Genomic DNA, 23097 nt, shown 5'->3' on the forward strand with positions numbered 1-23097 from the left:
CGGTATTTTCCCTGAAGGCTCGGTCACATGGAACGGTAACTTCGGAGAACTACCAAAAGGGACAAATAAACTTCTTGAAAAGGTAAAGGTCCCTACTCTAGCCACAAAGATCCATGGTGGCTATTTGTCAAAGCCGCGTTGGGCAGATTATGCGAGGAAAGGAAAAATCGAGATAGAATTAGCTATCTTTGAAGATGAAAGAGCTATCGACTTCATAAGTGATTCTGAATGGGACTGGCAGGAAAAAAAGAAAATAAAGTTTATTGGCAAAAATAAAGCTGAAGGGATTGAAAGGGTCATATGGTTCTGCCCAAAATGTCAAACATTCAAATCAATCAAGGCAAAAGGAGATAAAGCAAAGTGCACCAAATGCGGATATGAACTGATAGTGGATGAATATGGATATGTAAACAATTCTCGTTTGGATTTTCTTATGGCTGAACAAGAAAGAATCTTGTATGAATACATCAAAGAAAATGGTGGATTGATAAACCTGGAGTACGGAAAGATAGTGGAAAGAGACAGAAAATCCGCCAGAATCGTAAAAAAAGCTTCAGGTGGGGTTAGTATAACGAAAAAAGCTCTTTCCATCGGTAACAATATCTATCCTTTAGAAAAAATCAGAGGACTAACAACATTCCTCAAAAGGGTCAACGAATTCATTTTTGAAGACAGCGTCGTACGACTCACCACGAATCATTCATCACTTTTAATATACAAAACTGTAAAATTACTTAAGGAGGGGGATTATGTACTGGTCGATGATAGATAATTTCATTTATATCTCTATCTTTTTTGCTATTGCCATAATCTTAAAAAGATTCCTACCGTTTTTAAGAAAGTTCATCATTCCTAACGCTATCCTCGCGGGATTTATCGGATTAATCCTTGGGCCAAATCTATTTAAGGTTGTTCCCCTGGATTACGAAAAACTCGGACAGACCATATATCATCTGATGGGTATAGGTTTCATAAGTCTTGCACTAAGAAAAACGAAAAGCCGTAAAACCAGGAGCACCATGAATGCCGGATTTATAATTGTTTCCACATATCTTTTTCAAGGGATCATCGGTATGATCATGGCATATGGATTCAACCTCTTCAACAAAAATGTATCCCCTATAATTGGTCTTCTATTGCCCCTTGGTTTTGGCCAGGGGCCAGGTCAGGCGTTCTCAATTGGCTCACAATGGGAAAAGCTTGGATTGTTGAACGGCTCTTCCATTGGACTCGCAGTGGCAGCAGCAGGATTCACGTGGGCGACTATTGGCGGCATAATATTCTTAAATATATTTGCCCATGGTAACCACAAAAAACCCCGCGTGAAGGTCATCGAGAAAAAGGTTCTTGAAGTTAAAGACTACGAATTTTCCGATATGGATGGAATGACCATACAACTCGTAATCATAGGCGGTATTTATTTCGCGGTTATGGTTTTTCTGACACTTCTTGAAAAAGTTCTCGCACCGCTCGGAGCTCTCGGCGAAACCTTCGCAACGGTCATGTGGGGATTTCATTTTGTCTTTGGCGCAATATTTGCCATGTTGTTTAGAAAGATATACGACAAACTTCATGAAAAGGGAATTACCAGTGAAAACTATCTCAATAATTTCATTCTGCAGAGGATTGCCGGAGGCGTCTTTGATTTCATGGTTGCCGCATCGATAAGCGCTGTCGTTTACGCTAAGATAAGTACCGTCTTTTTCCCGCTCTTTGTTATAACCTTCCTTGGCGGTATATTTACCTACATTTACATTTCTTATGTTGTGAAAAAAACCATGAAAGACTATATTGTCGAGAACACTCTGGCATTTTTTGGTATGCTCACCGGTACGATTTCCACAGGTATGGCGCTTCTCAGAGAGGTCGATCCTGCCCTTGAAACAGGAACAGCCGAAAATCTCGTCTTCGGGAGTGGATTTTCTATCTTTGTAGGAATACCAATGATCGCGGTGTTAAATGTTCCTGCTTTTGCGCTTAGAACAGGAAACAGTGTTTACTTTTTGTACACACTTTTGACCATGCTCGCGTATGGATTTTTCCTGTACATAGTGTGGTTTCGAAGATTTTCAAAAAGCACGTAATATAGCCATGTTTCTTAGATAATTTCGGGTATTTTTCGGGCAGATATTTCGCGTGAAGGAACTTTTGACAATGCTCATTATTTTCTATGATGATGCTCTATGAATGAAGTATCTTCTACCAGAACAGGTGTACCACTCATAGAAACTATCAGGAGTTTCTCGTCATCTATGAAGCTGATAGTATTGTAAAAAACTTTTACACCAAGTACAACATTTGCACCAACTATTCCAGCCTGGATCTTGAGGTCTTCCATTAGCTGAAGTTTGAAGGTATCTATGTCATAGGTAAGAGAAACAACTTTTATAGGAGAGTCTTTTTCACCGTACAATCTAAACTTTTCCGGATTTATTGAAACAAGTACTTCAGAGGAGATAGCCTGGAAGTAAGCAGTGATTTCTACGGGTATTGTCTCAACAGACAGAAGAATTACATCGGGAACTCCAAACTCTGCTGACCAACCTTTGTTTTTTGTTTTATTCCCTAAGTTTGCAGCACATTCAAGACAGTAAATAGCACCATCTATTTTTATTGCTTCACCCCGAGGAACGATTTTTCCACAGGAAGAACACGTTCGAGCCATATTTAAACCTCCTAAATTATTCTACCATCCAATCCCAAACAAACCATTACTCCGAAAGAGGTTCACCATATGCAGCGCAACCAAAAAGTTCCGGACCACTATGACATGCAAGAACTGGGGGCAAATAAATATGGATAAATTCTGGAACTTCCTCAAGAAAATCGCTAAGCTTCTTTTCAAGTATTGCTTTTAGCTCCAGCGCATACTCTTTCATTCGACTATGTCCCCACCCTATTGCGAGTATATTATTCTTTCTCCGATTTCTCAAATGTTCAACAATATCGTCGGTCATTTTCTTCATCACAAGTTTCGTACTGCGTGCTTTGTGAAATGGAATTATACTGCCTGTTTTATCTATTCCAAGAATAGGCTTTATCTTTAAAAGAGCTCCAATAAGACCTTCAATTTTAGTGAGTCTTCCCCCTTTTATCAGATATTCAAGATTAAAAACTGTAAAACGAACACACACGTTTTTACTGAAGTCTTTAAGGATATCAATTATTTCCTTCACAGATTTCCCCTTTTCGAGAAGTTTGATAGCTCTCATTACAGCAAATCCGCCACCAATGGATATTTGCCTCGTGTCAAAGAAATGCACCTTCAGTCCTTTGATCTGAGACGCTACAAGCTTGATGGCATTGGGCACACTCGTTAATTCAGGAGAAACGTGGAAAAAAAGCAACTCATCATAACCATCGGATTTAATCCTCTCATAAAACTCTTCAATAACCTTCAATGAAGGTGCCGAGGTTTTCAATACAACTCCAGGATGAAACTTTCTGTAAAACTCTTCAGAGGTTATATCTACACCATCAAGGTACATTTTCCCGTCTATGTAAACAGGAATAGGAAGTATGTAAACTCCCTTTTTCTTCGCGATATTTTCCGGTATATCCAGCACTCTATCTATTGCTATAGCAAGCAACTCAATCCCCCATACAACTTAGAGTGTCAGAATAAGACTTTTCAAAAAGCTTCAGAGAAAAGCAATCAAGAGAACACGTTGTCACCTTATTAATCGCGGATAACTAACAACTATCAACCAGGAACTAAAAACTATTATTATTTTATTCTATCAAAAATACCCTGTCAGTTTAAAAATTCCAAACCAACTCCAATCAACCCGGATATCAAAACAATCCATATGACAGATAATCTGTATCTTACCTTTAGCCATATCACAAAAACCAACAAGCTCAAACTATATAAATCAGTAATTGAACTCATTCCTATTCTAAAAGTCACCGAGATGATGAGCGCAATTACTGCAAATCGCAAAGCCTCGAGAACCCTTGAAATATCCGACTTTTTTGCCACAATACCTAAAGCTCCTGTTATAAGAAAAACCCAAAAAAGACTTGGCAAAACAACACCAGCGGTAGCTACAAAAGAACCTGGAAGCCCATATAATCTGTATCCTATAAATGTCGCTGTGTTGATCGCTATTGGACCCGGCGTCATCTGAGAAATGGATAGCAAATCCAAAAAAGCATCGTGGTCGATCCAACTGTGAACAACAACTACCTCATCCTGAATCAACCCAAGAGCACCGTATCCCCCTCCAAAAGCCAAAAAACCTATCTTGAGAAAAGTAAGAAAGAGCTCGATCATCTTTTTCCTCCATGAAAGATATAAATCAAAGCGCCACATAAAAGGAGTCCCCAAAACGATGGAAGCTGAAAGATGACAATGGCAAATGCAAATACAGCTATTGTCACAAGGGTTTTAATCTGTTTCGTGCTTTCTTTTATAAGACTAAAAGAAAGTATTATAAGTGCCGCGGTGATTCCAATTCTTACCCCTTTCAAAAATCCCGAAAACACAGGAGTACTTACGAACTCCGTAAATATCATGGCAATTAGAAGAATAACCAAAAAAGGAGGAACGACAACCCCAAGCAACGATCCAATTGAACCCGGGATCCCGGCTATCCTCTTGCCAATTATCAGGGATAGGTTAACCGCTATTGCTCCTGGAACCGATTGAGCACGGACAACAGCGTCAAGAAATTCGGAGTCACTTATCAAGCCACGCTTAACCACAAGTTGTTCCCTTATAACGGGAATCATGGCGTAGCCGCCGCCCACCGTTAACAGGCTTATTTTCGAAAATGTCAGGAACAATCCAAATGCATTCATCTTTTCACTCCCTACTGAATATTTTACATGATACGCTTTTAATCGTCTCTTCCATGTTAGAATTTATTAAGGGGGTGAAAAGATGGAAACCAGATTGCGCTGGGGAGCTAAAGTAATATCTTCCGACGGAAAAAACCTTGGGAGGCTTACAAGGGTTGTAGTCCATCCTGTTAATAACGAAGTGACCCACATAGTTATTGAAAAAGGCATGTTTAACAGAAAAGCCAAGCTTGTTCCGATAAATTCCATATATTTTGCCGCTCCTGACGAAATTCGCTTGCGGGTAAAAGCCAGTGAAGTAGAAAAACTTCAAGATTTTGAGGAAATCTATTTCATTACAGGCGAAGGAGCAGAAGGAAGAGTAACACCAGTTTACTGGTTGAGACCTGTAGGAGATTACGCTGAGTTATATCCCCTGCCATCATTCAGCGTATCAAGCAACATATCCGAGGACTCCACCGCTATTGAACCCGGAGCTTTAATTATAACAGCAGAAGACAAAGAAGCCGGGCGGGTCAGAAGCATTCTTTTAGATGAAACGGGACACATAACTCATCTTGTTATTGAAATAAGCAGTCAAGGAAAAAAGAAAGAGAAGCTTCTTCCCATAGACTGGGTTACTGAAATCGAACAATCATCCGTAAAAGTATCAGCATCCTACATTATGCTGGAAAAACTGCCAGATAAGGATGAATAAACGGTTTCTTTTTATATATTATCTTGCGTGTATGGCTCTGTTATACGGGCTGAGTGTTTCTTTACATTCGTTATTAGTTTCCCTACTCCCGTTAGGTCTGATCTTCGCTTACATATTGATCACAAAAAGAACGAAAAAACTCTCGAGAAGTTTGAAATTCGAAGATTTTTTCAGTGGAGACATAATTACTCTTTCAACAATTGAAAAAGAGCTTTGCGATATAAAGGAAATTACAGCGCAGACAGAAGAATTTCAGCGATTAAAAAGACATATAAATTTACTTCTGAAACAGCTGAAAAACGGTATAAAATTCCAGAGGTGGCTCTATTATGCTTCTGTCTTGATAGCACCTCTGTTTCCTGTTGTAAGCACCGTTTTCATGTTTTTCTTTAAAAGCCAACGCTGGATTATAACAGTCGTATCTGGGTACATTGCCATGTTTTTGTTGCTAATCATCGTGGTTTCCGGTTCTGATAATTTGCTAAAAAACCTCGAAAAAATAGAAAAAGAGCTCAAAGATCTATTGCGTAAATATAAAAATGAAAATTAGTGGAACAAGAAATAGAGGTGATCTTTTTGGCATTCGTCAAAGCTCAGGATCTGGTTAAAATATACAAAAACGGGGAAATTGAATATCGAGCACTCAATGGTGTATCTTTCGAAATCAACGAGGGAGAAATTCTCTCTATTTTAGGTCCTTCGGGCTGTGGTAAAAGTACCCTTTTGAATTGTCTTTCCGGTATAGATGATCCAACCTCAGGAAAAGTTTTCGTTGATGGTGTCAATTTACATGCCCTGTCCGACAACGAAAAAACACGTTTCAGAGCACTCAAAATGGGGTTTATATTTCAATTCTATAATCTCATTCCTGTTTTAACAGCACTTGAAAACGTTGAACTTACCATGCTTGCTATCGGCGCTGAAAACAAATCAGCACGAAGAGCCGCTATGGAAGCACTCGAACAGATTGGAATGAAAGATAGGGTTGACTATTTACCTTCCCAATTGAGTGGTGGTGAAAGGCAGAGAGTCGCCATTGCCAGAGCCCTCGTTCATAAACCAAAAATAGTGTGGGCAGATGAACCCACCGGCGCACTCGACAGCAAAACAGGCGCTGAAATAATGGAACTGATTAAACATTTGAATGAAGAATTCAACCAAACCTTCGTCATTGTAACACACGACGATAGAGTGGCAAGTTACTCAGAAAGGATCCTTCACATGGATAGCGGAAAGATAATCTCAATCGAAAAACGCCAGGGATGATGATAGATGTTGATCAAAACGCTTACCTTTGCCGTTATTTTTGGAAGTAGCTGGGTAATTCTTTCAATGCTCCGCAACAGGATTATTCTGAAAATAAGTTTCAAAAATATCTTTAGAAGGAAGGCTGAAGCCCTTCTTATAATCGCTGGTTCACTTATAGGAACGGCTCTTATAGTAGGCTCCATGTCGATGAACGACTCGTTTCAAAAGTTTCTCTATTCTCGAGTTGAAGAGCAGTTGGGTGAAATCGATGAAGTTATCACTTTGAGACAAATCAATGGAACCGCTCCACCTTTCTTCACTTTGAATGACGTTAGCGATCTCATTAAAAGATTAAAGCACTCTGAATACGTTGATGAAGTACTACCCATCCTGAGAAAAGAGGTTAGCTGCGGCTCAATAGGAACGGTTCGTTCGTTAGAACCCGGAGCAGCAGCAAACGCCAATCTTATAGGCGTGGACTTCGCTCAATTGTCTCAATTTGGCTATGCTAAAGGAGTTTTCGATACAAATATCCCTGAAGAGCTGGATGGAGACATCCCTGTTGTAATCAATGAAACCTTAGCAGAGAAACTGAATCTCGGAGAAGGAGATGTTTTCGAGATACTCCCTGATCCGAGTTATAAACTTCTGGTGTGGTTGAAGTTACCAAAGGTTAGAGTTTATAAGATAGTTGAAGGTAAGGGAATTGTCAACTATTCTGGCACAAACCTTTCAAACGATACAGGAAAACTCTTTCTCTCAATAGAAAACGCCAGGAAAATTCTGGGTATAAAAGTTCCAGACAGCTATAACGAAATACTCGTATCCAATACAGGAGACTATCTTTCCGGTGAAAAATTCAGCAGCAGAATCGAGGAAATAGTTAGAGTCTGGGACAAAGATAAAAAATTTGAAGTTGCTAAAGTAAAGAGTGAAGCAATAGAAGCAGCATCAGGAAACAACATAGGATTGGTATTCTTCGCGTTGAGTTTCTTTGCAATCATAGCTGGAATACTGTTATTATCAAACATCTACATGATGCTTGCCCAGGAAAGAAAAAGCGAACTTGGAACCTTGAGAGCTCTGGGTTATACAAGGTCAAAAACATCGAAGGTTATCGTTTACGAAGGTTTTTTGTATTCTTTGCTTTCCTCCATTGTAGGATTACCCGTAGGTGTGGGAATATCATACTTTATTCTTTCTAAATTCGTAAATCTCTTCACGGATCTATCCACCATGGTACCAACCGAAAGGGCCGGACAAGCTCTCAATACATTTCAGAGCTCTTTTACTTTTTACGTAAAACCCCAGACGCTCTTCTATGGCTTTTTCCTTGGCTTGATAATTCCTATGATGGTTGTTCTCTGGACCGGTCGAAGAATCTCTCGAATGAACATAGTAAATGCTATTCGTGGTATTCCAGAAGAAATAACTCAACGTACGAAATACTTATTCAAGGTTTTTGTTGTATTCTCGCTGTTTGCTGGTGTTGTAATTGTGATGAGTGGCTACCTATCAGGCAGTGGAACAGCTTTTCTTAGTGGAACAACTCTCTTACTACTTTTGTTTCCTTATGTTTTGAATATAAGAGACAAAAGACTCATAGAAAGCATAACCAGCGTAGCCGTAATCGTTCTGGTAATGTTTAGCGATTACATTCCTTTCATCACTGAAGAGAGCGCAACCTCCGTCCCGTTGATCATTACCAAAGGATTCTCCATCCTCTTTTCCGGAATATTGCTTGTTGTTTACAACCTGAAAACCTTCGAAATTGTTCTATCACGATTATTTCACGGTACAGGAAAGAAAGCTGCGGTATTGAAAATATCAACAGCTTTCCCGGCAAGGAACAGAACCAGAACGGGGTTGACAATTGCAATGTACGCACTCGTTATTTACATAATAACGCTGGTCTCGATCCTCCCATATTCTCAGGAACAGAACTTAAAAAGAAGCAAAGATACCATGTTCATAGGCTTTGACTGCGCTGTTTTTTCTACGATCGGTAACCTGAATTTAAAAGCTTCCGAACTTTCTGAAATGAAACAGGTAACAACGGCTGTAGAGTTATCCCGTTTGAATATAATTGTCAACAAACAGGCGCAAACAGAAAGCTACAGGGCAGATCTTTACATTTTCGACGATGGATTTATAACAAAAGCTGAATTTAAGCTGAATGATATTGAAGTAATTCCGGAACTCAAAAAGAAATTCAATAGTAGCACAGATCTATGGAATTATCTTAAAGAACACCCAACCGATATAGTCGTTTCAAAATCCGCACTTCCTGGATTGACCCCCGGCGATATCATTGAGATTTTCACCGACAGTACTCCCGTGTTCTCAAGACCACCGAGACACTCAGAGATTGGAACAAAAATCACGGAAACCGGTAAAAAAATTCTGGAAGCAAGAGTTGTTGCTACCCTTCCTGAGAATGATATTAACTTCTTTAATGGGCTCTTCCTCTATCATGGAAATCTATCGTTATCAGATGAAACCGACGGATCAAAGATCATACTCATGAATGTGGCTGGTAGTTCTAAGGAGGAAAAGAAATCAAATTTCTACACATTGAAAAAATTGTTGGGAGCAAACATCTTTATATTTTACGTTGATGATATGATAGAACTAATTACCACAGCTATAAGTGGAATAATAGATATTTTAAGGTCGTTCCTCTATTTCGGGATGATTGTTGGAATCGTTGGAGTTTCTATACTCATGTTCAAAGCCCTTTACGAGCGAAAGAGGTTGATCGGAATGTTGAAAGCCATAGGCTTTACCAAAAAAATGGTTTTCGATGCCTTCATGATAGAAACAAGTTTCATTGTTATTCTGGGTATTTTGCTTGGTTTCACGACAGGAACATTGACCAGCATAGAGATCTTTAACTCTGTGTTATCTGGGTCTATGGAGATGTCTGTACCGTGGGGATACATGGCCATTTTATCCATCATCTTTTATGTCATATCACTCATCTCTACCATTATTCCTAGCTATCTTGCTTCTAAACTCACTCCAGCAGAAGCGTTACGCTATTTTGAATGAACTCACAACTGTTTCGACGCATTTAGGAGGGGGAAAATGAAGAGGGTGCTCGTTATTGACGACGATCGAACAGTAAGAATGTTGCTCAAAGTGATTCTCAAAAAAGCAGGATATGATGTTGTTGAGTGTGCAAATGGAAAAACCTCTTTAAAAAAGGCTGAAAGTTTCAAACCCGATTTGATTCTTCTTGACCTGATGTTACCGGATATAAATGGACTTCAGCTCCTTGAAACCTTCACATCCAAAGAGAATCTAAAAGATGTTCCCATAATAGTACTAACGGGTTCAACAGATGAAGAGAACAAACTAACCGCATTGAGAAGCGGTGCGGTGGATTTTATTACCAAACCTTTTCTTTCGGAAGAGGTTTTGCTACGTGTTCGTACACAACTTAGAATCCATAGCCTTATACACTCTTTACAGGAGGCGGTTGAAAAACTACAGGACGACGTCGCTGCAGCTGCGAAGATTCAGAAAGCATTGGTCCCGGTTTCCACTCCACAGGGGTTTAGAGACAGGGTTAATTGGATATACGAACCTTCGTACAATGTGGGAGGAGACATCTTTGATTTCATCAAACTTAATGACGAAAAAGAACTTATATATCTTGCAGATGTTGCTGGACATGGGGTCAAAGCGGCAATGCTCTCGGTAATCTTTCACAGATTTGTTGAGGATTATGTAGAAAACATAAAAAATCAGGGTGAAAAACTGGAACTTTCTAAGCTCATAAGAGCTCTGGAAGATAATTTCAAATTTGACAAGTTCGATCTGTTTATCACAACCGTAGCCGTGGTTATTGATAGGAAAAACATGAGGATCGAAATCGGAAATGCTGGTCATCCATCTCCATTCTTTATGAAAAAAAAGGACAGGAAGACTTTTTTTGTAAACGATCCGGTTGAAAGCATGCTGGGCCTGGGACTCGTCGAAGGTAAAACGAAGGTTTTAGAAATAAACAGAGGCGACAGAATATACCTCTTTACCGATGGTGTCATAGAAGTTGTAAATTCCTCAGGAACACAATTCGGCTTAGAAAATCTTAAAAAAAACCTGGAAAAAAACATTTGGTCCAAACTTGAAGAAAGCGTTAAAGATCTCTTTAATGAAGTTAAAACCTATAAAAATGGCGAGCATTTCGAGGACGATGTTACTATAATAGGTATAGAATTCACCGGCTGAATGTTTTCATTAAAAAAAAACAGGGGGGATATCGTGTTTTCTTTTAAGGTTGTAGATGAGAAATTCGCCATCATAAGCGTTGAAGAAAGGTCACGTATCACCGGCAAGATCCCTGCGGAGTTCAAAAAATGGTTCGAATCCAAAAAACTGGATACCTACAAAGCGGTCATTCTGGATGGTAGAAATATAGAATTCGTTGATAGCATGGGCATTGCTTCTTTCATAAGCCTTTACAAGATTCTCAGCCAAAAAAACATTCCTTTTGCTGTTTGCGGATTAAACAGCGAGGTAAGAAATCTTTTCAAACTTCTCAAACTCGACAAGATATTTGTTATGGATTGCAATTCACCTGAAGACTTTATAAAAAACTTAGGGGATGATTCTCATGATTAAAGAGCTGGTTATCGACCAGGATAGATTCACAGCGTCTTCCTGTAGTGAGTTGCTTTCAACCATCGAAAAATTGACAGATTTCGATATTCTCGCCCTGAACATGAAAAACGTGCAATTAATAGACTCCTCCGGCGTGGCCACGCTTCTTATTTTGAGGAGAAAGCTCGAATTCAAGGGTAAACGACTTGTGATTCTTTCGCCCACACCCAACGTTAAAAGGGTATTTATGATAATGGGAATAAACAAGGTTCTGGAAATCGTTGACAATCTCAGTGAAGTGAGCGATAACCGTGAAAAGAAATAAGTGGTCCTTTGAAATAAAGGCTTCTTTGGAAGCAGTCGACGCGCTTGCCTCTCAGATATTCAGGATGGTTGCTTCCGAAAAAAGCAACGAACTAGGGTTTAAGGTGGGCCTTATAATTATAGAGGTGTGCAGCAACATAGTAAGGCATGGTTACAACAAAAAAAACGACGAAAAGATATACATCGATCTGGAATATCTTGATGAAAGTGTTTTATTAACCATAACCGACAATGCTCCTCCTTTTAACCCTCTTATCGCACGCCCCCCTGACCTCAACGATATCAATTCGCTGGAAAAAGGCGGAATGGGCATATACCTGATCAAACAATTTGCCCAACAAATAAATTATAAATTCAAAGACAATCAAAATATTCTAACTATTCTGGTCTGAACCCCAGATTTGATCAATTAGTTTCTCAAGCTCACTTATCAGTTGAAGGATCTTATCTTTTTTCTTTGCTTTGGCGGCATTCTGCAATTTCACACCTATTTCTGATACCTCAACCACACTGTACATCTTACCAGAACCTTTTAAACTGTGGCCTTCCCGATCGATAGCCTCGAAATCTTCCTTCAGGCTCAACTCTTTAAGCTGCATTATACTTTCCCTGAGATAATTTTCATACTCTTCAAACATCTCACGCGCTTCTTCAAGGGTTAATCCCATGTTTGTCGAGAGTTCCTGAATGCGTTTTTCAATATCATTTCTCGGATTTTTAGGAGGTTCTCCTATCTTCTCCTCTGCTTTCCCAGTCTTTTGATCAGGTGTTTGAACAGGTTCAAATCTGGTTGTTTCTAATTCTTCTTGAATTCTAAGAAAATATACAATCGCATCTATCAGTTCCTTTTGTTTTACCGGTTTTCCAAGGTAACCATCACAACCGGCTTCAAGTGATTTAGCTTCATCTCCTCTCAATGTATGAGCTGTTAAGGCGATCACAGGTACCTTAAGTCCCTTTTCTCGTATCTTCCTGGTAGCGGTATAACCATCCATGACAGGCATCTGCATATCCATGATTATCAATGAATAAGTTTTCTCTTTGATTTTTTCAAGGGCTTCTTTGCCATTCCCTGCAACGTCCACTTTGAACCCAACTTTTTCAAGCATTTTCTTAATCAGCACCTGATTAGCTTTGTTATCTTCGACAACCAGTATTTCTTTACTAGAAAACTCGTGTACAGGATACAGATCTTCCTTCAAATATCTTGAAATAATCTCTATCAATTTCTTTTCTGAAATTGGTCTCGTTAATACTTCAAATCCTTCAATATTTTCTCTGGCATCTTTAGCCACCAACACTACAGGCGTCTCGGATTTTTTTACGGTGTCAAGAATCGATAGATCGTTCTCAGAAATCCTATCTAGATCCACTATAACCAGCATGTATTTTGCTTCCTTGCATAAAAGTGGGAGCATAGATATATTTAAAGTCGTTCTGTGTTTGATGTTATACCGTGAAAGAAGCGATGCGATGTTTTCAAAAAAGTTTTTATCTTTGCCTGCAATTAAAACAACCTTGTTGGTGTCTTCCTTTTTGTTTATAACTTTTTCTATTTCCTCTTTCGATGGAAGCTTCGTTGGAAGTGAGACAACGACTTTTGTCCCTTTGCCTATATGACTTTCGATATATAATTTACCGTTCATAAGATCAACGAGCTTCTTTGTAATAGCAAGACCGAGTCCCATACCACCATACTTTCTTGACATTGTTCTATCCAGCTGCGTAAACGGTTCAAAAATCTTATCAAGTTTTTCCTCGGGAATCCCTATCCCTGTATCGTTGACAATGTACGTGATCTTCCCTTCTTTATAATTAGCCTGTATAGTTATATATCCTTGCGAGGTAAACTTGATACCATTTGACACGAGATTTGTCAAAATTTGTTTGATTCTGAAAGCATCGCCAACAACATATTCAGGAACATTATTATCTAGACTATAAGCAAGATGTAAACCCTTAGAGTAAGCCATAGGAAGATACGTTTCAACAAGCTCTTTCAACAAATTCCGGGGGCTATATATTTCTTCGTATATCTGCATTTTTCCAGATTCAATCTTCGAAAGATCCAGAACGTCATTTATAAGACTCAGCAGATGTTCTCCGCTTCGGTATATTGTTACAAGGTGTTTCCGCTTTTCTTCATTCGTTTCCTCACTAAGAAGAAGTTCTGTAAAGCCGAGGATAGCATTCATCGGCGTTCGCATTTCATGAGACATATTGGCCAAAAATTCCGATTTCATACGACTTGCTTGCCTGGCTTCTGCCGTTGCTTTTCTCAACAATTCATTTGATTTCCTGAGCTTTTCAAGAGTCATTTCAATGAATTCCATTGTTTTATTAAGTTCCATAGATATTTTTCCAAGCTCATCATTAGATTTAAACTTCACACGCTCAAAAGAACCATCACGGATCGATGTAAATCCAGACAGTATTGAGTCCAGAGCCGTAGATATATAACGGTTCAAAGACCACGAAAAAACCAAAGAGAAAAATACGACCCCCACAACGATAAGAAACATTATTGGAATAAGCCTGTTGACAAGTTGAACAAGTAGTGTTTCTGACTGCAGGACAAAGACTTTAACACCAGCAATATCTACCGAATCCGTAAGATACACCTGGCCCCATCCAAATATAGATAAGATCCCTCTCGGCTGGCTAACAACAAAAGGACGCGAAGTTGCCTCTTTACTTTGCTGGATGACCGAACGTACGTAAATACCCGTTTGGATAAACTCCTGAGGGACTATATAATGATCATTATAACTAATAAAAACCGTTGCATCTTCACCAAGGTATTTGGATAAGCTTCCAATCAATTCTCCGTCAAAAATACTGCCAATTATTGCCTGCTTATTTGGTGTTTCAAATACCATCAAATATACAGGTTCACTATTAAGTAAAACAACCTTTGAACCTGATTGAACCAAACTTGCGATTTCATCAAATCCAACTCCAATTAAATTTTTAACTATATTAACCCTTCCGTCCCCCTCGAGTTCAATAAGCAAATCGATATCATCGTCAACAATACCGGTCTCTATATATACCTCATAAAGCTGCTTATACTCATTTCTCAATTCAGCAAACCATTTGTACACATTCTGCTTCTTGATCTCCAAATAACGTGTATATTCATCTCTAGCAGAATGGGAAAGCGAAAGCGAGAAAGCGATGACCACCACAATTAAAACTGAAAGAACAAAAATAAAAAATTCCAACGAAACTTTATTGCTGAGCTTTTTCATCACCTTCACTCCTAACGAAGACTTTCTATTTTTAAATGTTTGAAAACCTCTATATTCTTTCAATCTTCAAAAGCAAAAGGTTTATCCGGATAACATTGAGTATTGCAAAAATCAATCAAACGACACAGTACAATTTTATCATCCCAAAGGTGTTATCAAAAATCAGATAAATATAAGATTTCAAGAAAATGATAAAATAAACTCAGGGAGGTGCTAAAAGTGACGGAATTTCTTGCGATAATTGGGGCATTATTTCTTTTGTACATTGCTATAAGAGCCTTTCCAGTTTTGATTGGCGTAGTTGTTGGTATCGGTGTGCTTTTATTGGTTGTTTTCTTAATCATCGGCCTCACTTTCTTACTGCTTCCGCTTTTAGGAATAATCGCCTTGATCGTACTCGTTGCGAAACTGTTTGCTGTATGAGGATTCGAGAAAAAAGCGTTGTAGGTTGTACGCTTTAAAAAGGCGGGTTTAGGGTATAGAGTTTAAGGTTTAGAAAAGAGACGCACAACCCACAACTCTTTTTCTCGGATTCTCGGCTCTCGGTTCTCGAACTCTCGATTTTTGGTTCCAAAGGAGGAATACCTATGAGTATATCCACAGGTGGAGGAGATAAAGGTGAAACCAGCCTCTGGTCTGGCGAAAGGGTATCTAAAGATGATTTACGTGTTGAAGCATACGGAACGATAGATGAATTGAATTCACATATCGGTGAAGCCAGGCATTACTGTAAATCAAAAGAAACCAAGGAACTTCTTTTAAGAATTCAAAATGACCTTTTCAAAGTGGCGGGGCAACTGGCTTCTAAAGGTAAATTATTCATCGAACCAATAACTGAAACCGATGTTCAATGGCTAACAGAAAAAGTGCACCACTATGAAAAAATCATCAAATTAAAAGGTTTCGTTATCTCGGGAACGACAATTCAATCTGCAAAATTAGATATATGCCGAACAGTAGCAAGAAGAGCAGAAAGAAGAATTGTCAGTCTGTGTAAGACTGAAGAGATCGCCAATGAACTTTTGAAATATATGAACAGATTATCGGATTTCCTATTCATTTTGGCTCGTTTTGAGGAGCACCTTGAAGGAAAACTTACATACAAAAGGTGAAATACATACGTATCGGGTCCCAATATTTTTCAAACAGTCAGATTCTCATTTCTCTTCAATTTTCAAGGGACTGACTTTATTCTCAAGTGGAACATCTTCCTGGAAGTATATGATTACCTCGTCAAAACCCATTCCCAACAACAGCCCATGAAAGAAATTCCGGGCACTTTCTTTTGCAATATCAATAATTCCTGTTTTTTCTGACTCTTTTATAGCCTTTTCTCTAATGGCATTGGTATTTTCTTTGAGTATTCTCAATTTATCTTTAGGACCAAACATTTTTACCAGCATACCGCTTTCGTTTATCACCTTTATTTCATTCAGCTGGCTTAAGGTAACCGTAATTTCAAGGTTGGGCAATGGAAGCCTGAGTGTTACCCTCTTGGCATCGCTGGTTTCCAATACTTCAATGTTTTCTTCCTTCAGCGTGGAAAGGTCAAGAAAACCACGCACCGTTATCGGAACGATGAGAGTGTATTTTCCCGAAAGACCCGGTACGAAACTTCTTTTTTCCATCTCGTAAATCTGTGTTATTGTCAATTTTGCCGTGCTGAGTTCAGGAACTTTCTCTATCCTGCTAACAATTGAGGTGCTCTTAAACTCCGTTTTACGTGTTATACGAAACAAGATATAAAGCAGCAAAGTCACGAGTGCACCTAATATTACGATGGCAAACAGCATTCCATCGCCTCCTTATAGAAACCGGGGCCCAGGCCCCGGAATAGAAATTAAGCTTCCAGATTATCCACAAGCTTATCCACAAGTCCATCATCTACAAGATAGGGAAGAGTTATGTGATCTTCGCCTACGTTTTTCTTATTATACTCTATTGCAGTTTCAATTGAGTGCTCATTTCTCGCCCAGGCTCTTCTAGACACACCACTCATAACATCCCATGCGATAGCAGTCTTTATTACTTCGTCAACCCTTCTACTACCATCAAGCACGAGGCCGAACCCTCCGTTGATAGCCTTTCCAATACCGACTCCACCACCGTTATGAAGTGCTACTAGCGTCATTCCTCTTGCAGCATTCCCGGCGAAACAGTGGGTAGCCATGTCCGCCATTATGTTACTTCCATCCTTTATATTCGAGGTTTCTCTAAATGGGGAATCTGTACCACCCGTGTCATGGTGATCCCTTCCTATCATGATTGGTCCTACTTCTCCGCGTCTTACCATCTCATTGAACTTGAGAGCTATTCGAATTCTCCCTTCAGCATCAGAATAAAGAATCCTAGCCTGGATGCCAACTACTAACTTATTTTTCTCAGCATCTCTTATCCAGATGTAATTATCCCTGTCTTGCCCTCGCCTTGTCGGATCTATACACTCCATAGCAGCTTTATCGGTTTTTACGAGATCCTCATGCTTGCCACTGAGACAGACCCATCTGAAAGGACCGTAACCGTAGTCAAAAAGCATGGGCCCCATGATATCCTCTACATAAGAAGGAAAAATAAAGCCTTCGCTAGTATCGACACCATTTTTGGCTATCTCTTTGACCCCGGCGTCGAAAACGGCCTTCATGAAACTGTTGCCATAATCGAAGAAATACGTTCCCCGTTCTACCAGAGTCTTAATGAGCTCAAAATGCTTTCTAAGAGATTTGTCGACCAGCTCTCTGAATTTCTGTTTGTTCGTTCTAAGAAGTTCTGTTCTCTCTTCAAAAGTAATGCCTTGAGGACAGTATCCACCATCGTAAGCAGCATGACAGGAAGTTTGGTCGGACAACAGATCGATGTGAATGTTGTTATCCACAGCGTACTGAAGGAGATCAACCACGTTTCCGTAATAAGCAATGGCTATGCTTTTTCCGTTTTTCTTATACTCGAGAGCAGTCTTAAAGACTTCATTGAGATCATCAAGAACCACATCAATCCATCCCTGTTCAAGTCTCGTCTGTATTCTTGAATAATCAACCTCGGCGATTACTCCAACTCCATTGGCAATTCTCACAGCTTTACCCTGAGCACCACTCATTCCACCCAATCCGGAAGAAACAAAAAGATAACCTCTCAAGTCGCCATCTTCGGGTACACCAAGTTTCTGTCTTCCTGCATTCAAAATAGTATTGAACGTTCCGTGTACGATCCCCTGAGGGCCGATGTACATCCAGCCGCCAGCGGTCATTTGCCCGTAGTTAGCCACACCAAGTGCTTGCGCTTTTATCCAGTTTTCCTGGTTGTCAAACATCCCTACCATGAGCGCATTGGTAATGATAACCCTTGGCGCGTTTCTTGAAGATTTGAAAAGCCCCAGAGGATGTCCCGACATTACCACAAGCGTTTGCTCTTCCGTCATAACTTCAAGATATTTCTTCGTAAGCTGGTATTGCATCCAGTTTTGAAACACCTGACCTGTCTCACCGTATGTAACCAGTTCATAAGGATAGAGCGCGACATCGAAATCCAGATTGTTGTCGATCATAACCTGAAGGGCCTTTCCCTCCAGAGTCTTTCCTTTGTACTCATGCACAGGTTTTCCCTTTATAGGGCCTTTAGGTCGGAACCGGTAACCGTAAATTCTTCCTCTGGTGAGCAGTTCGTTAAGAAATTCGGGTGCCAGCTTCTCATGAAGTTCCTCGGGAATATATCGCAGAGCGTTTTTCAGCGCCAGCTTTATCTCTTTTTTGTTCAGCGTTAATTCCCTTTTTGGCGCTCTCCTTATCCCTGGTAGGAACTCCGGATCAGGCGGTAGAACCGGATCGAGCTTGATAGTCATAGCTTGTGAAATATCAAAATTTGAAATCATAGAAACCTCCCCCGATTTGTAAGAATTTTATTATTGAACATTTTACATACAATGTAATTTTATCACTTCGCGTTATCCCAAAAAAATGATATTAAAAATCAGCATTACAGATTGATATCGACGTCCTCTATCACTAATTGAACCTGAAAACTACCAACCAGCAACCGAAACAAACGTTTTTCGTTTTCGTTTTTTAGTCTTAAGATTAAAACTATAATTCCCATTTTTTGATAGCAAACAGTGCATGTTAAAATATAAAAGCATCGTCCGCACCACAATCCTCTATGAAATGTCCCCTTCAAGACGACTATGCACATAAAAACTTAACAGGTGAAAAATCGGATAGGAGTGTAAATCGGTGTGGTGTTTCCGAAAAAATGGATATGTGCGATTATACTGATTCTTCTTTTGCTATCACCCCAAAGTTTTGCTCTGGATGATACTGTTACCAAACAACACTACGTCTTTGGTGGGGATCATGATTATCCTCCATACGAATTTATAGATGAAAACGGCAATCCCGCAGGTTTCAATATTGATTTGCTTGGAGCTATTGCTGAAGTTATGGGTATGGATATTGAGATACGGCTTGGTCCCTGGAACGAAGTAAGAACAGCTCTCGAAAGAGGGGAACTAGACGGCCTTACAGGAATGTATTATTCTGAACAGAGAGACAAGCTGGTTGATTTCTCTACAGGATTTCTCATTGTTCATACAACGGTATTTGTTCGTAAAGATTATAATGGAATAACCTCAGAGGAAGACCTGGCAGGCAAGGAAATAATCGTTCCGTATGGAGATATCATGCATGACTATTTACTCGAAAAAAAGATCACTGACAAAATCATCACTGTCGAATCACCTGCCCAGGCTTTGCGCCTTCTCGCTTCAGGAAAACACGATTGCGCTCTTTTGGGGAATCTTCAAGGATTTTATCTTGCAAAAAAACTAAAACTAGATAACATAAAGGCGATTAAATCCGTCTTATAGGGTGTCTCAAAAATCAGTAACAGCCAATAATATCAGCCACCTTTCTGTGAGGACGGCTGTTCAAGATATTGAACATAACACAAAGATTGTATGCCAATATGGCCAAACCCAATACCGCATCATAATTCCTGTTTCTCACATACCAAATGTATTCCAGATTGAAATATTCTTGTAGAATGTTAATCGTTCTCTCTATCTCCCAACGGTTTTTATACTTCTCCGCATATATTTGCCTCAATTGAATGCCCAGCCAACGAGCCTGACACTGTTTTTCCAGTGATACACCTTTCCTTTTGTTTGTGTCTATTACTGGTATCATGCTACTACAATCGAATATATAACGGTATATCTGTTGCGAATCATATGCGCTGTCTGCGAGGAAATACTTATATCCCTGGCCAGAATCTATTTGTGCCTTTGCCACCGTCGAATCGTGTACAGCTGCTGGCGTTGTCATCCAATCTTGAATCAATAGGTTCTGTGCATCCAAACTCATATGTACCTTTCTTCCGTATTCCCAGCCTTTTGTCGTCTTTGTCCAACTGGATTGGGGGTCTTTGTATTTCCCTGTCCTTCTTCGTCTTTGTGCTGTATGGGTTTTACAAGTCTTGGTCACGAAAGGAATCCACCACCAACTCAATCCTTTCAAGTCCTTCTATATCCAAAAAGAGGTTTACAACATCTTTGTTTATCCTGTGAAGAGGCAATTCTCTTACTCTCCTGGATATAGTCTGGAATGGTGGTATGTTTTTCAAGTCCAAGAGTTCCATGTATTTGGGATTCTTTTCTAAAAAGTTCTTTGCCCCACGATATGAGACATCGCATAGCTTCAATAAAATGGAAAGTTTCAAGATGCTCTTGTCAGAATAAGCCTTTCTTCTACCTCTGCCTTGTTTGTTAACGAAGTTAGAAGGCAAAAGCTTGTCTAACTGCTCAATAATCTTTACAATATCGCTTTTTGTGAGTTCTTGTGGTACCATTTATTTGGGCCTCCTTTCTTGTTTTGGGCTATTTCAATGGTACCACCATTGGAACTTGGGAGGCCCGCTTTTTTTCGTGACACCCTATCCGTCTTATTCACTCAAGAATATTGTTTTGCTACTAAAGAAGGAAACGATCAGCTTTTAAGTAGCCTCAACGAAGGGCTGGCTATAATCAAAGAGACAGGTAAATACAAAGAGATCTATGAAAATTGGTTTGGGACGTTGTCAGCACAACATCTTATAATCAAAAATTTAACAAAGTACGGATCGATAATCTTGTTGATTTTAACTGTTGGATTTTTGCTTGCCTTGAGCTGGTCGAGAGTTTTAAAGATAAGAGTAGAAGAAAAAACAAAAGAATTACGAAAAGAACTGCTCGAAAGAATGATTACTGAAGAAAAACTCCGCGTTAGTGAAGAGCGATACCGCAAGCTTTTCGAGAGTATGCTCGATGGTTTTATTCTCCTTAAACCCGTGGCAGATAAAGATGGTAATATAAACAATTTCAAGATCATCGAAGCAAATACCTCTTTTTTGAAAGCAGTAGGCAAGAAGAAAGAAGAAGTTGTGGGGAAAATGCTCTGGGACATATTTCCAACGGTTTACAAATCCCACATAAAAGTCTATGAAAAAGTTATAGAAACAGGAAGACCAACACATTTTGAAATCCATTCAGATGAAACAAACAAAACATTTGAGATAGTCGGATTCACTCCGCAGACTGGTTATTTTGCTGCAATCGTAAGAGATATAACCCAAAGAAAGCAGGCTGAAAAAGCCCTGAAAGATAATCTGGAAAAAATCAGGAAACTACATGAAATAGCGTTAAAAATGGAAAAGAGTAAATCTGAAGAAGAAGTATATCACTTAATTGTCGAAGCAGCTAAAAAGATACTTGAGTTCGACATTTACAGTCTCGACATAGTTGAAGGAAATAAATTCGTGGTTAAAGCAATATCTGAAAAAGTTGCAAGTCCGGAAATCATGGAGGCTCCCCTAAATGAGGGTATAGCCGGAAAAACTTTCCGTACAGGCAAAACCATCGTGGTAAAAGATATCGCTAATGAACCGGAAGCGAAACCCCGGAGTAAAGAATACCGTTCAGCTATAAGCATACCAATAGGCAATATAGGTGTTTTCCAGACAATCTCAACGAAGAGGAACGCTTTCAGCAAAGAAGATGTTGAACTTGCGGAACTACTCATTTTCCATGCCACAGAAGCAATTGAACGAATTCGCTCAGAGGCAAAGATAAAATATCTCATCTTTCACGATCACCTGACAGGGGTTTACAATCGAGCATTCTTCGAAGAGGAGTTAAAACGCTTTGACGCTGAATCCCATCTTCCCCTTAGCATAATCATGGGAGATGTAAACGGCCTTAAACTCGTAAACGACGCTTTTGGACATACTGAGGGAGATCGTTTGTTAAAAACCGTCGCCACATCAATAATCTCCTCTTGCAGGCCACAAGACATTGTAGCTCGATGGGGCGGAGATGAATTTATAATCTTATTGCCGAGGGCCGGTTATATGCTCGCCGAAGGAATATTGAAACGAATCAAGATGAATCTGGAAAAATCTGACGAGGGTTCATATATCCCTATTAGCGTAGCTTTTGGAATTGCGACTAAAGAAAATGCCAACCAAAATATTCAAGAAATTCTGAAAAAAGTCGAAGAGCAAATGTATAAAAACAAACTTTTGAAAAGCATGAGCACCAGAAATTCAATAATAACTTCCCTTGAAAAAATGTTACTCGAAAAGAGCAATGAAACCGAAGAGCACGCAAGGCGCATGAGAAAAATAGCCTATGAATTCGGAAAGTATATCAATCTCACGGACAGTGAGATCAACGATTTAGTTTTGCTGGCTGCACTTCACGATATTGGAAAGATATCCGTACCTGAATCAATACTGAAGAAACCTGGTCCACTGACAGTCGAAGAATGGGAAAAAATAAAAGAGCATCCGGAAACAGGTTATCGTATAGCAATAAACTCGCCAGACCTTGTTACCATAGCAGATGGTATCCTGTACCACCACGAATGGTGGAATGGGAGCGGTTATCCACGAGGGCTTAAAGAGGAAGAAATACCGTTTATAGCGAGAGTAATTTCAATAATCGATGCGTACGATGTTATGACTTCTGGACGCCCTTATAAGAAACGGCTGAGCAAAGATAAAGCCCTCGAAGAAATAAAGAAATCTTCGGGTATCCAGTTTGATCCCAGGCTTGCAAGGTTATTCATGGAGTTCATGCAAAGTTTGGAAGACTCTGAAAAATCTGATAGAAATTCTGATAAAGATAAAAGTTATCATGAGTAAGGA

At 39.5% G+C, this 23097-nt stretch carries 23 protein-coding genes; 14 read left to right on the plus strand and 9 right to left on the minus strand.

Translation table 11 applies throughout. From position 1 onward, the window contains the following. The first annotated feature begins 124 nt into the window (after positions 1 to 124). Both KOLE_RS11655 and KOLE_RS02210 read left to right on the plus strand, forming a co-directional pair. Complete coding sequence (locus KOLE_RS11655) at positions 125 to 772, plus strand: hypothetical protein (RefSeq protein ID WP_201029973.1); 648 nt, start codon at positions 125 to 127, stop codon at positions 770 to 772. Continuing rightward, positions 750 to 2084 carry a sodium/glutamate symporter family protein gene (locus tag KOLE_RS02210; RefSeq protein ID WP_012744941.1) on the plus strand — a complete coding sequence of 445 codons (1335 nt, stop codon included), beginning with the start codon at positions 750 to 752 and terminating at the stop codon, positions 2082 to 2084. The genes KOLE_RS11655 and KOLE_RS02210 overlap by 23 nt, the downstream gene beginning before the upstream one ends. 77 nt (positions 2085 to 2161) lie before the next feature. On the opposite strand, the gene KOLE_RS02215 is transcribed toward KOLE_RS02210, so the two are convergent. The 4 genes from KOLE_RS02215 to KOLE_RS02230 all read right to left on the minus strand — a co-directional run bounded on the left by KOLE_RS02215 (position 2162) and on the right by KOLE_RS02230 (position 4803). Beyond that, the gene (locus tag KOLE_RS02215; RefSeq protein WP_012744942.1) at positions 2162 to 2665 is read right to left on the minus strand and encodes a TraR/DksA C4-type zinc finger protein; all 504 of its coding nucleotides are present in this window, start codon (positions 2663 to 2665) and stop codon (positions 2162 to 2164) included. Between the two features lie 46 nt (positions 2666 to 2711). Further along, the gene (locus tag KOLE_RS02220; protein WP_012744943.1) at positions 2712 to 3590 is read right to left on the minus strand and encodes a DegV family protein; all 879 of its coding nucleotides are present in this window, start codon (positions 3588 to 3590) and stop codon (positions 2712 to 2714) included. A 164-nt stretch (positions 3591 to 3754) separates the two neighbouring features. Further along, positions 3755 to 4276, minus strand: coding sequence for a chromate transporter (locus KOLE_RS02225; protein WP_012744944.1), 522 nt, complete (start codon positions 4274 to 4276; stop codon positions 3755 to 3757). Beyond that, positions 4273 to 4803: a chromate transporter gene (locus KOLE_RS02230; protein WP_012744945.1), complete on the minus strand. Its 531-nt coding sequence runs from the start codon at positions 4801 to 4803 to the stop codon at positions 4273 to 4275. The genes KOLE_RS02225 and KOLE_RS02230 overlap by 4 nt, the downstream gene beginning before the upstream one ends. 82 nt (positions 4804 to 4885) lie before the next feature. Between KOLE_RS02230 and KOLE_RS02235 the strand changes: the two genes are divergently transcribed. From KOLE_RS02235 to KOLE_RS02270, 8 genes are all read left to right on the plus strand, one after another. After that, entirely contained in the window at positions 4886 to 5500 is a 615-nt protein-coding gene (locus tag KOLE_RS02235) for a PRC-barrel domain-containing protein (RefSeq protein WP_012744946.1), read from the plus strand. 151 nt (positions 5501 to 5651) lie between these two features. Further along, complete coding sequence (locus KOLE_RS02240; protein ID WP_153020794.1) at positions 5652 to 6050, plus strand: hypothetical protein; 399 nt, start codon at positions 5652 to 5654, stop codon at positions 6048 to 6050. Between the two features lie 26 nt (positions 6051 to 6076). Further along, positions 6077 to 6766, plus strand: coding sequence for an ABC transporter ATP-binding protein (locus KOLE_RS02245; protein WP_041288621.1), 690 nt, complete (start codon positions 6077 to 6079; stop codon positions 6764 to 6766). A 6-nt stretch (positions 6767 to 6772) separates the two neighbouring features. Continuing rightward, positions 6773 to 9799, plus strand: coding sequence for an ABC transporter permease (locus KOLE_RS02250; protein WP_012744949.1), 3027 nt, complete (start codon positions 6773 to 6775; stop codon positions 9797 to 9799). 36 nt (positions 9800 to 9835) lie between these two features. Next, entirely contained in the window at positions 9836 to 10981 is a 1146-nt protein-coding gene (locus tag KOLE_RS02255; RefSeq protein ID WP_012744950.1) for a SpoIIE family protein phosphatase, read from the plus strand. 33 nt (positions 10982 to 11014) lie between these two features. Beyond that, entirely contained in the window at positions 11015 to 11374 is a 360-nt protein-coding gene (locus KOLE_RS02260; protein WP_012744951.1) for an STAS domain-containing protein, read from the plus strand. Then, entirely contained in the window at positions 11367 to 11678 is a 312-nt protein-coding gene (locus KOLE_RS02265) for an STAS domain-containing protein (protein WP_012744952.1), read from the plus strand. Before KOLE_RS02260 ends, KOLE_RS02265 begins: the two co-directional genes overlap by 8 nt. Beyond that, positions 11665 to 12069, plus strand: coding sequence for an ATP-binding protein (locus KOLE_RS02270; RefSeq protein WP_012744953.1), 405 nt, complete (start codon positions 11665 to 11667; stop codon positions 12067 to 12069). The genes KOLE_RS02265 and KOLE_RS02270 overlap by 14 nt, the downstream gene beginning before the upstream one ends. Here the strand turns inward: KOLE_RS02270 and KOLE_RS02275 are convergent. Next, on the minus strand, positions 12052 to 14928 hold the full coding sequence (locus KOLE_RS02275; protein WP_012744954.1) for a response regulator: 2877 nt from the start codon (positions 14926 to 14928) through the stop codon (positions 12052 to 12054). The two genes, KOLE_RS02270 and KOLE_RS02275, sit on opposite strands and share 18 nt — an antisense overlap. Before the next feature lie 219 nt (positions 14929 to 15147). Here KOLE_RS02275 and KOLE_RS02280 point away from each other — a divergent pair, with 219 nt between their 5' ends. Together KOLE_RS02280 and KOLE_RS02285 are read left to right on the plus strand one after the other, a co-directional pair. Then, positions 15148 to 15351: a hypothetical protein gene (locus KOLE_RS02280; RefSeq protein WP_012744955.1), complete on the plus strand. Its 204-nt coding sequence runs from the start codon at positions 15148 to 15150 to the stop codon at positions 15349 to 15351. A gap of 164 nt (positions 15352 to 15515) precedes the next feature. After that, complete coding sequence (locus tag KOLE_RS02285; RefSeq protein WP_012744956.1) at positions 15516 to 16040, plus strand: cob(I)yrinic acid a,c-diamide adenosyltransferase; 525 nt, start codon at positions 15516 to 15518, stop codon at positions 16038 to 16040. 45 nt (positions 16041 to 16085) lie between these two features. Here the strand turns inward: KOLE_RS02285 and KOLE_RS02290 are convergent, their stop codons facing one another. Both KOLE_RS02290 and KOLE_RS02295 read right to left on the minus strand, forming a co-directional pair. After that, positions 16086 to 16721: a DUF4230 domain-containing protein gene (locus tag KOLE_RS02290; protein ID WP_012744957.1), complete on the minus strand. Its 636-nt coding sequence runs from the start codon at positions 16719 to 16721 to the stop codon at positions 16086 to 16088. Between the two features lie 47 nt (positions 16722 to 16768). Next, complete coding sequence (locus KOLE_RS02295) at positions 16769 to 18793, minus strand: urocanate hydratase (RefSeq protein WP_012744958.1); 2025 nt, start codon at positions 18791 to 18793, stop codon at positions 16769 to 16771. A gap of 360 nt (positions 18794 to 19153) precedes the next feature. Between KOLE_RS02295 and KOLE_RS02300 the strand changes: the two genes are divergently transcribed. Next, positions 19154 to 19783 (plus strand): transporter substrate-binding domain-containing protein, encoded by a 630-nt coding sequence (locus tag KOLE_RS02300; protein WP_012744959.1) that lies wholly within the window; start codon positions 19154 to 19156, stop codon positions 19781 to 19783. A gap of 13 nt (positions 19784 to 19796) precedes the next feature. Here the strand turns inward: KOLE_RS02300 and KOLE_RS02305 are convergent, their stop codons facing one another. Further along, on the minus strand, positions 19797 to 20399 hold the full coding sequence (locus KOLE_RS02305; protein WP_012744960.1) for a transposase: 603 nt from the start codon (positions 20397 to 20399) through the stop codon (positions 19797 to 19799). Beyond that, positions 20383 to 20763: a hypothetical protein gene (locus KOLE_RS02310; RefSeq protein ID WP_012744961.1), complete on the minus strand. Its 381-nt coding sequence runs from the start codon at positions 20761 to 20763 to the stop codon at positions 20383 to 20385. Before KOLE_RS02310 ends, KOLE_RS02305 begins: the two co-directional genes overlap by 17 nt. Positions 20764 to 20799: 36 nt before the next feature. On the opposite strand from KOLE_RS02310, the gene KOLE_RS02315 reads away from it, so the two are divergent. Further along, positions 20800 to 23094, plus strand: a complete 2295-nt coding sequence (locus KOLE_RS02315; RefSeq protein WP_012744962.1) for an HD domain-containing phosphohydrolase — start codon at positions 20800 to 20802, stop codon at positions 23092 to 23094. Positions 23095 to 23097: the final 3 nt, after the last annotated feature.

It is taken from the genome of Kosmotoga olearia TBF 19.5.1 (genome assembly GCF_000023325.1).
Taxonomy (GTDB): domain Bacteria; phylum Thermotogota; class Thermotogae; order Petrotogales; family Kosmotogaceae; genus Kosmotoga; species Kosmotoga olearia.

Coding starts and splice junctions, on each gene's coding strand:
- KOLE_RS02210 (WP_012744941.1), top strand. CDS start 750: ATGTACTGGTCGATGATAGATAATTTCATTTATATCTCTATCTTTTTT.
- KOLE_RS02215 (WP_012744942.1), bottom strand. CDS start 2,665: ATGGCTCGAACGTGTTCTTCCTGTGGAAAAATCGTTCCTCGGGGTGAA.
- KOLE_RS02225 (WP_012744944.1), bottom strand. CDS start 4,276: ATGATCGAGCTCTTTCTTACTTTTCTCAAGATAGGTTTTTTGGCTTTT.
- KOLE_RS02230 (WP_012744945.1), bottom strand. CDS start 4,803: ATGAATGCATTTGGATTGTTCCTGACATTTTCGAAAATAAGCCTGTTA.
- KOLE_RS02235 (WP_012744946.1), top strand. CDS start 4,886: ATGGAAACCAGATTGCGCTGGGGAGCTAAAGTAATATCTTCCGACGGA.
- KOLE_RS02250 (WP_012744949.1), top strand. CDS start 6,773: ATGTTGATCAAAACGCTTACCTTTGCCGTTATTTTTGGAAGTAGCTGG.
- KOLE_RS02255 (WP_012744950.1), top strand. CDS start 9,836: ATGAAGAGGGTGCTCGTTATTGACGACGATCGAACAGTAAGAATGTTG.
- KOLE_RS02265 (WP_012744952.1), top strand. CDS start 11,367: ATGATTAAAGAGCTGGTTATCGACCAGGATAGATTCACAGCGTCTTCC.
- KOLE_RS02275 (WP_012744954.1), bottom strand. CDS start 14,928: ATGAAAAAGCTCAGCAATAAAGTTTCGTTGGAATTTTTTATTTTTGTT.
- KOLE_RS02285 (WP_012744956.1), top strand. CDS start 15,516: ATGAGTATATCCACAGGTGGAGGAGATAAAGGTGAAACCAGCCTCTGG.
- KOLE_RS02290 (WP_012744957.1), bottom strand. CDS start 16,721: ATGCTGTTTGCCATCGTAATATTAGGTGCACTCGTGACTTTGCTGCTT.
- KOLE_RS02295 (WP_012744958.1), bottom strand. CDS start 18,793: ATGATTTCAAATTTTGATATTTCACAAGCTATGACTATCAAGCTCGAT.
- KOLE_RS02310 (WP_012744961.1), bottom strand. CDS start 20,763: ATGGTACCACAAGAACTCACAAAAAGCGATATTGTAAAGATTATTGAG.
- KOLE_RS02315 (WP_012744962.1), top strand. CDS start 20,800: ATGGTACCACCATTGGAACTTGGGAGGCCCGCTTTTTTTCGTGACACC.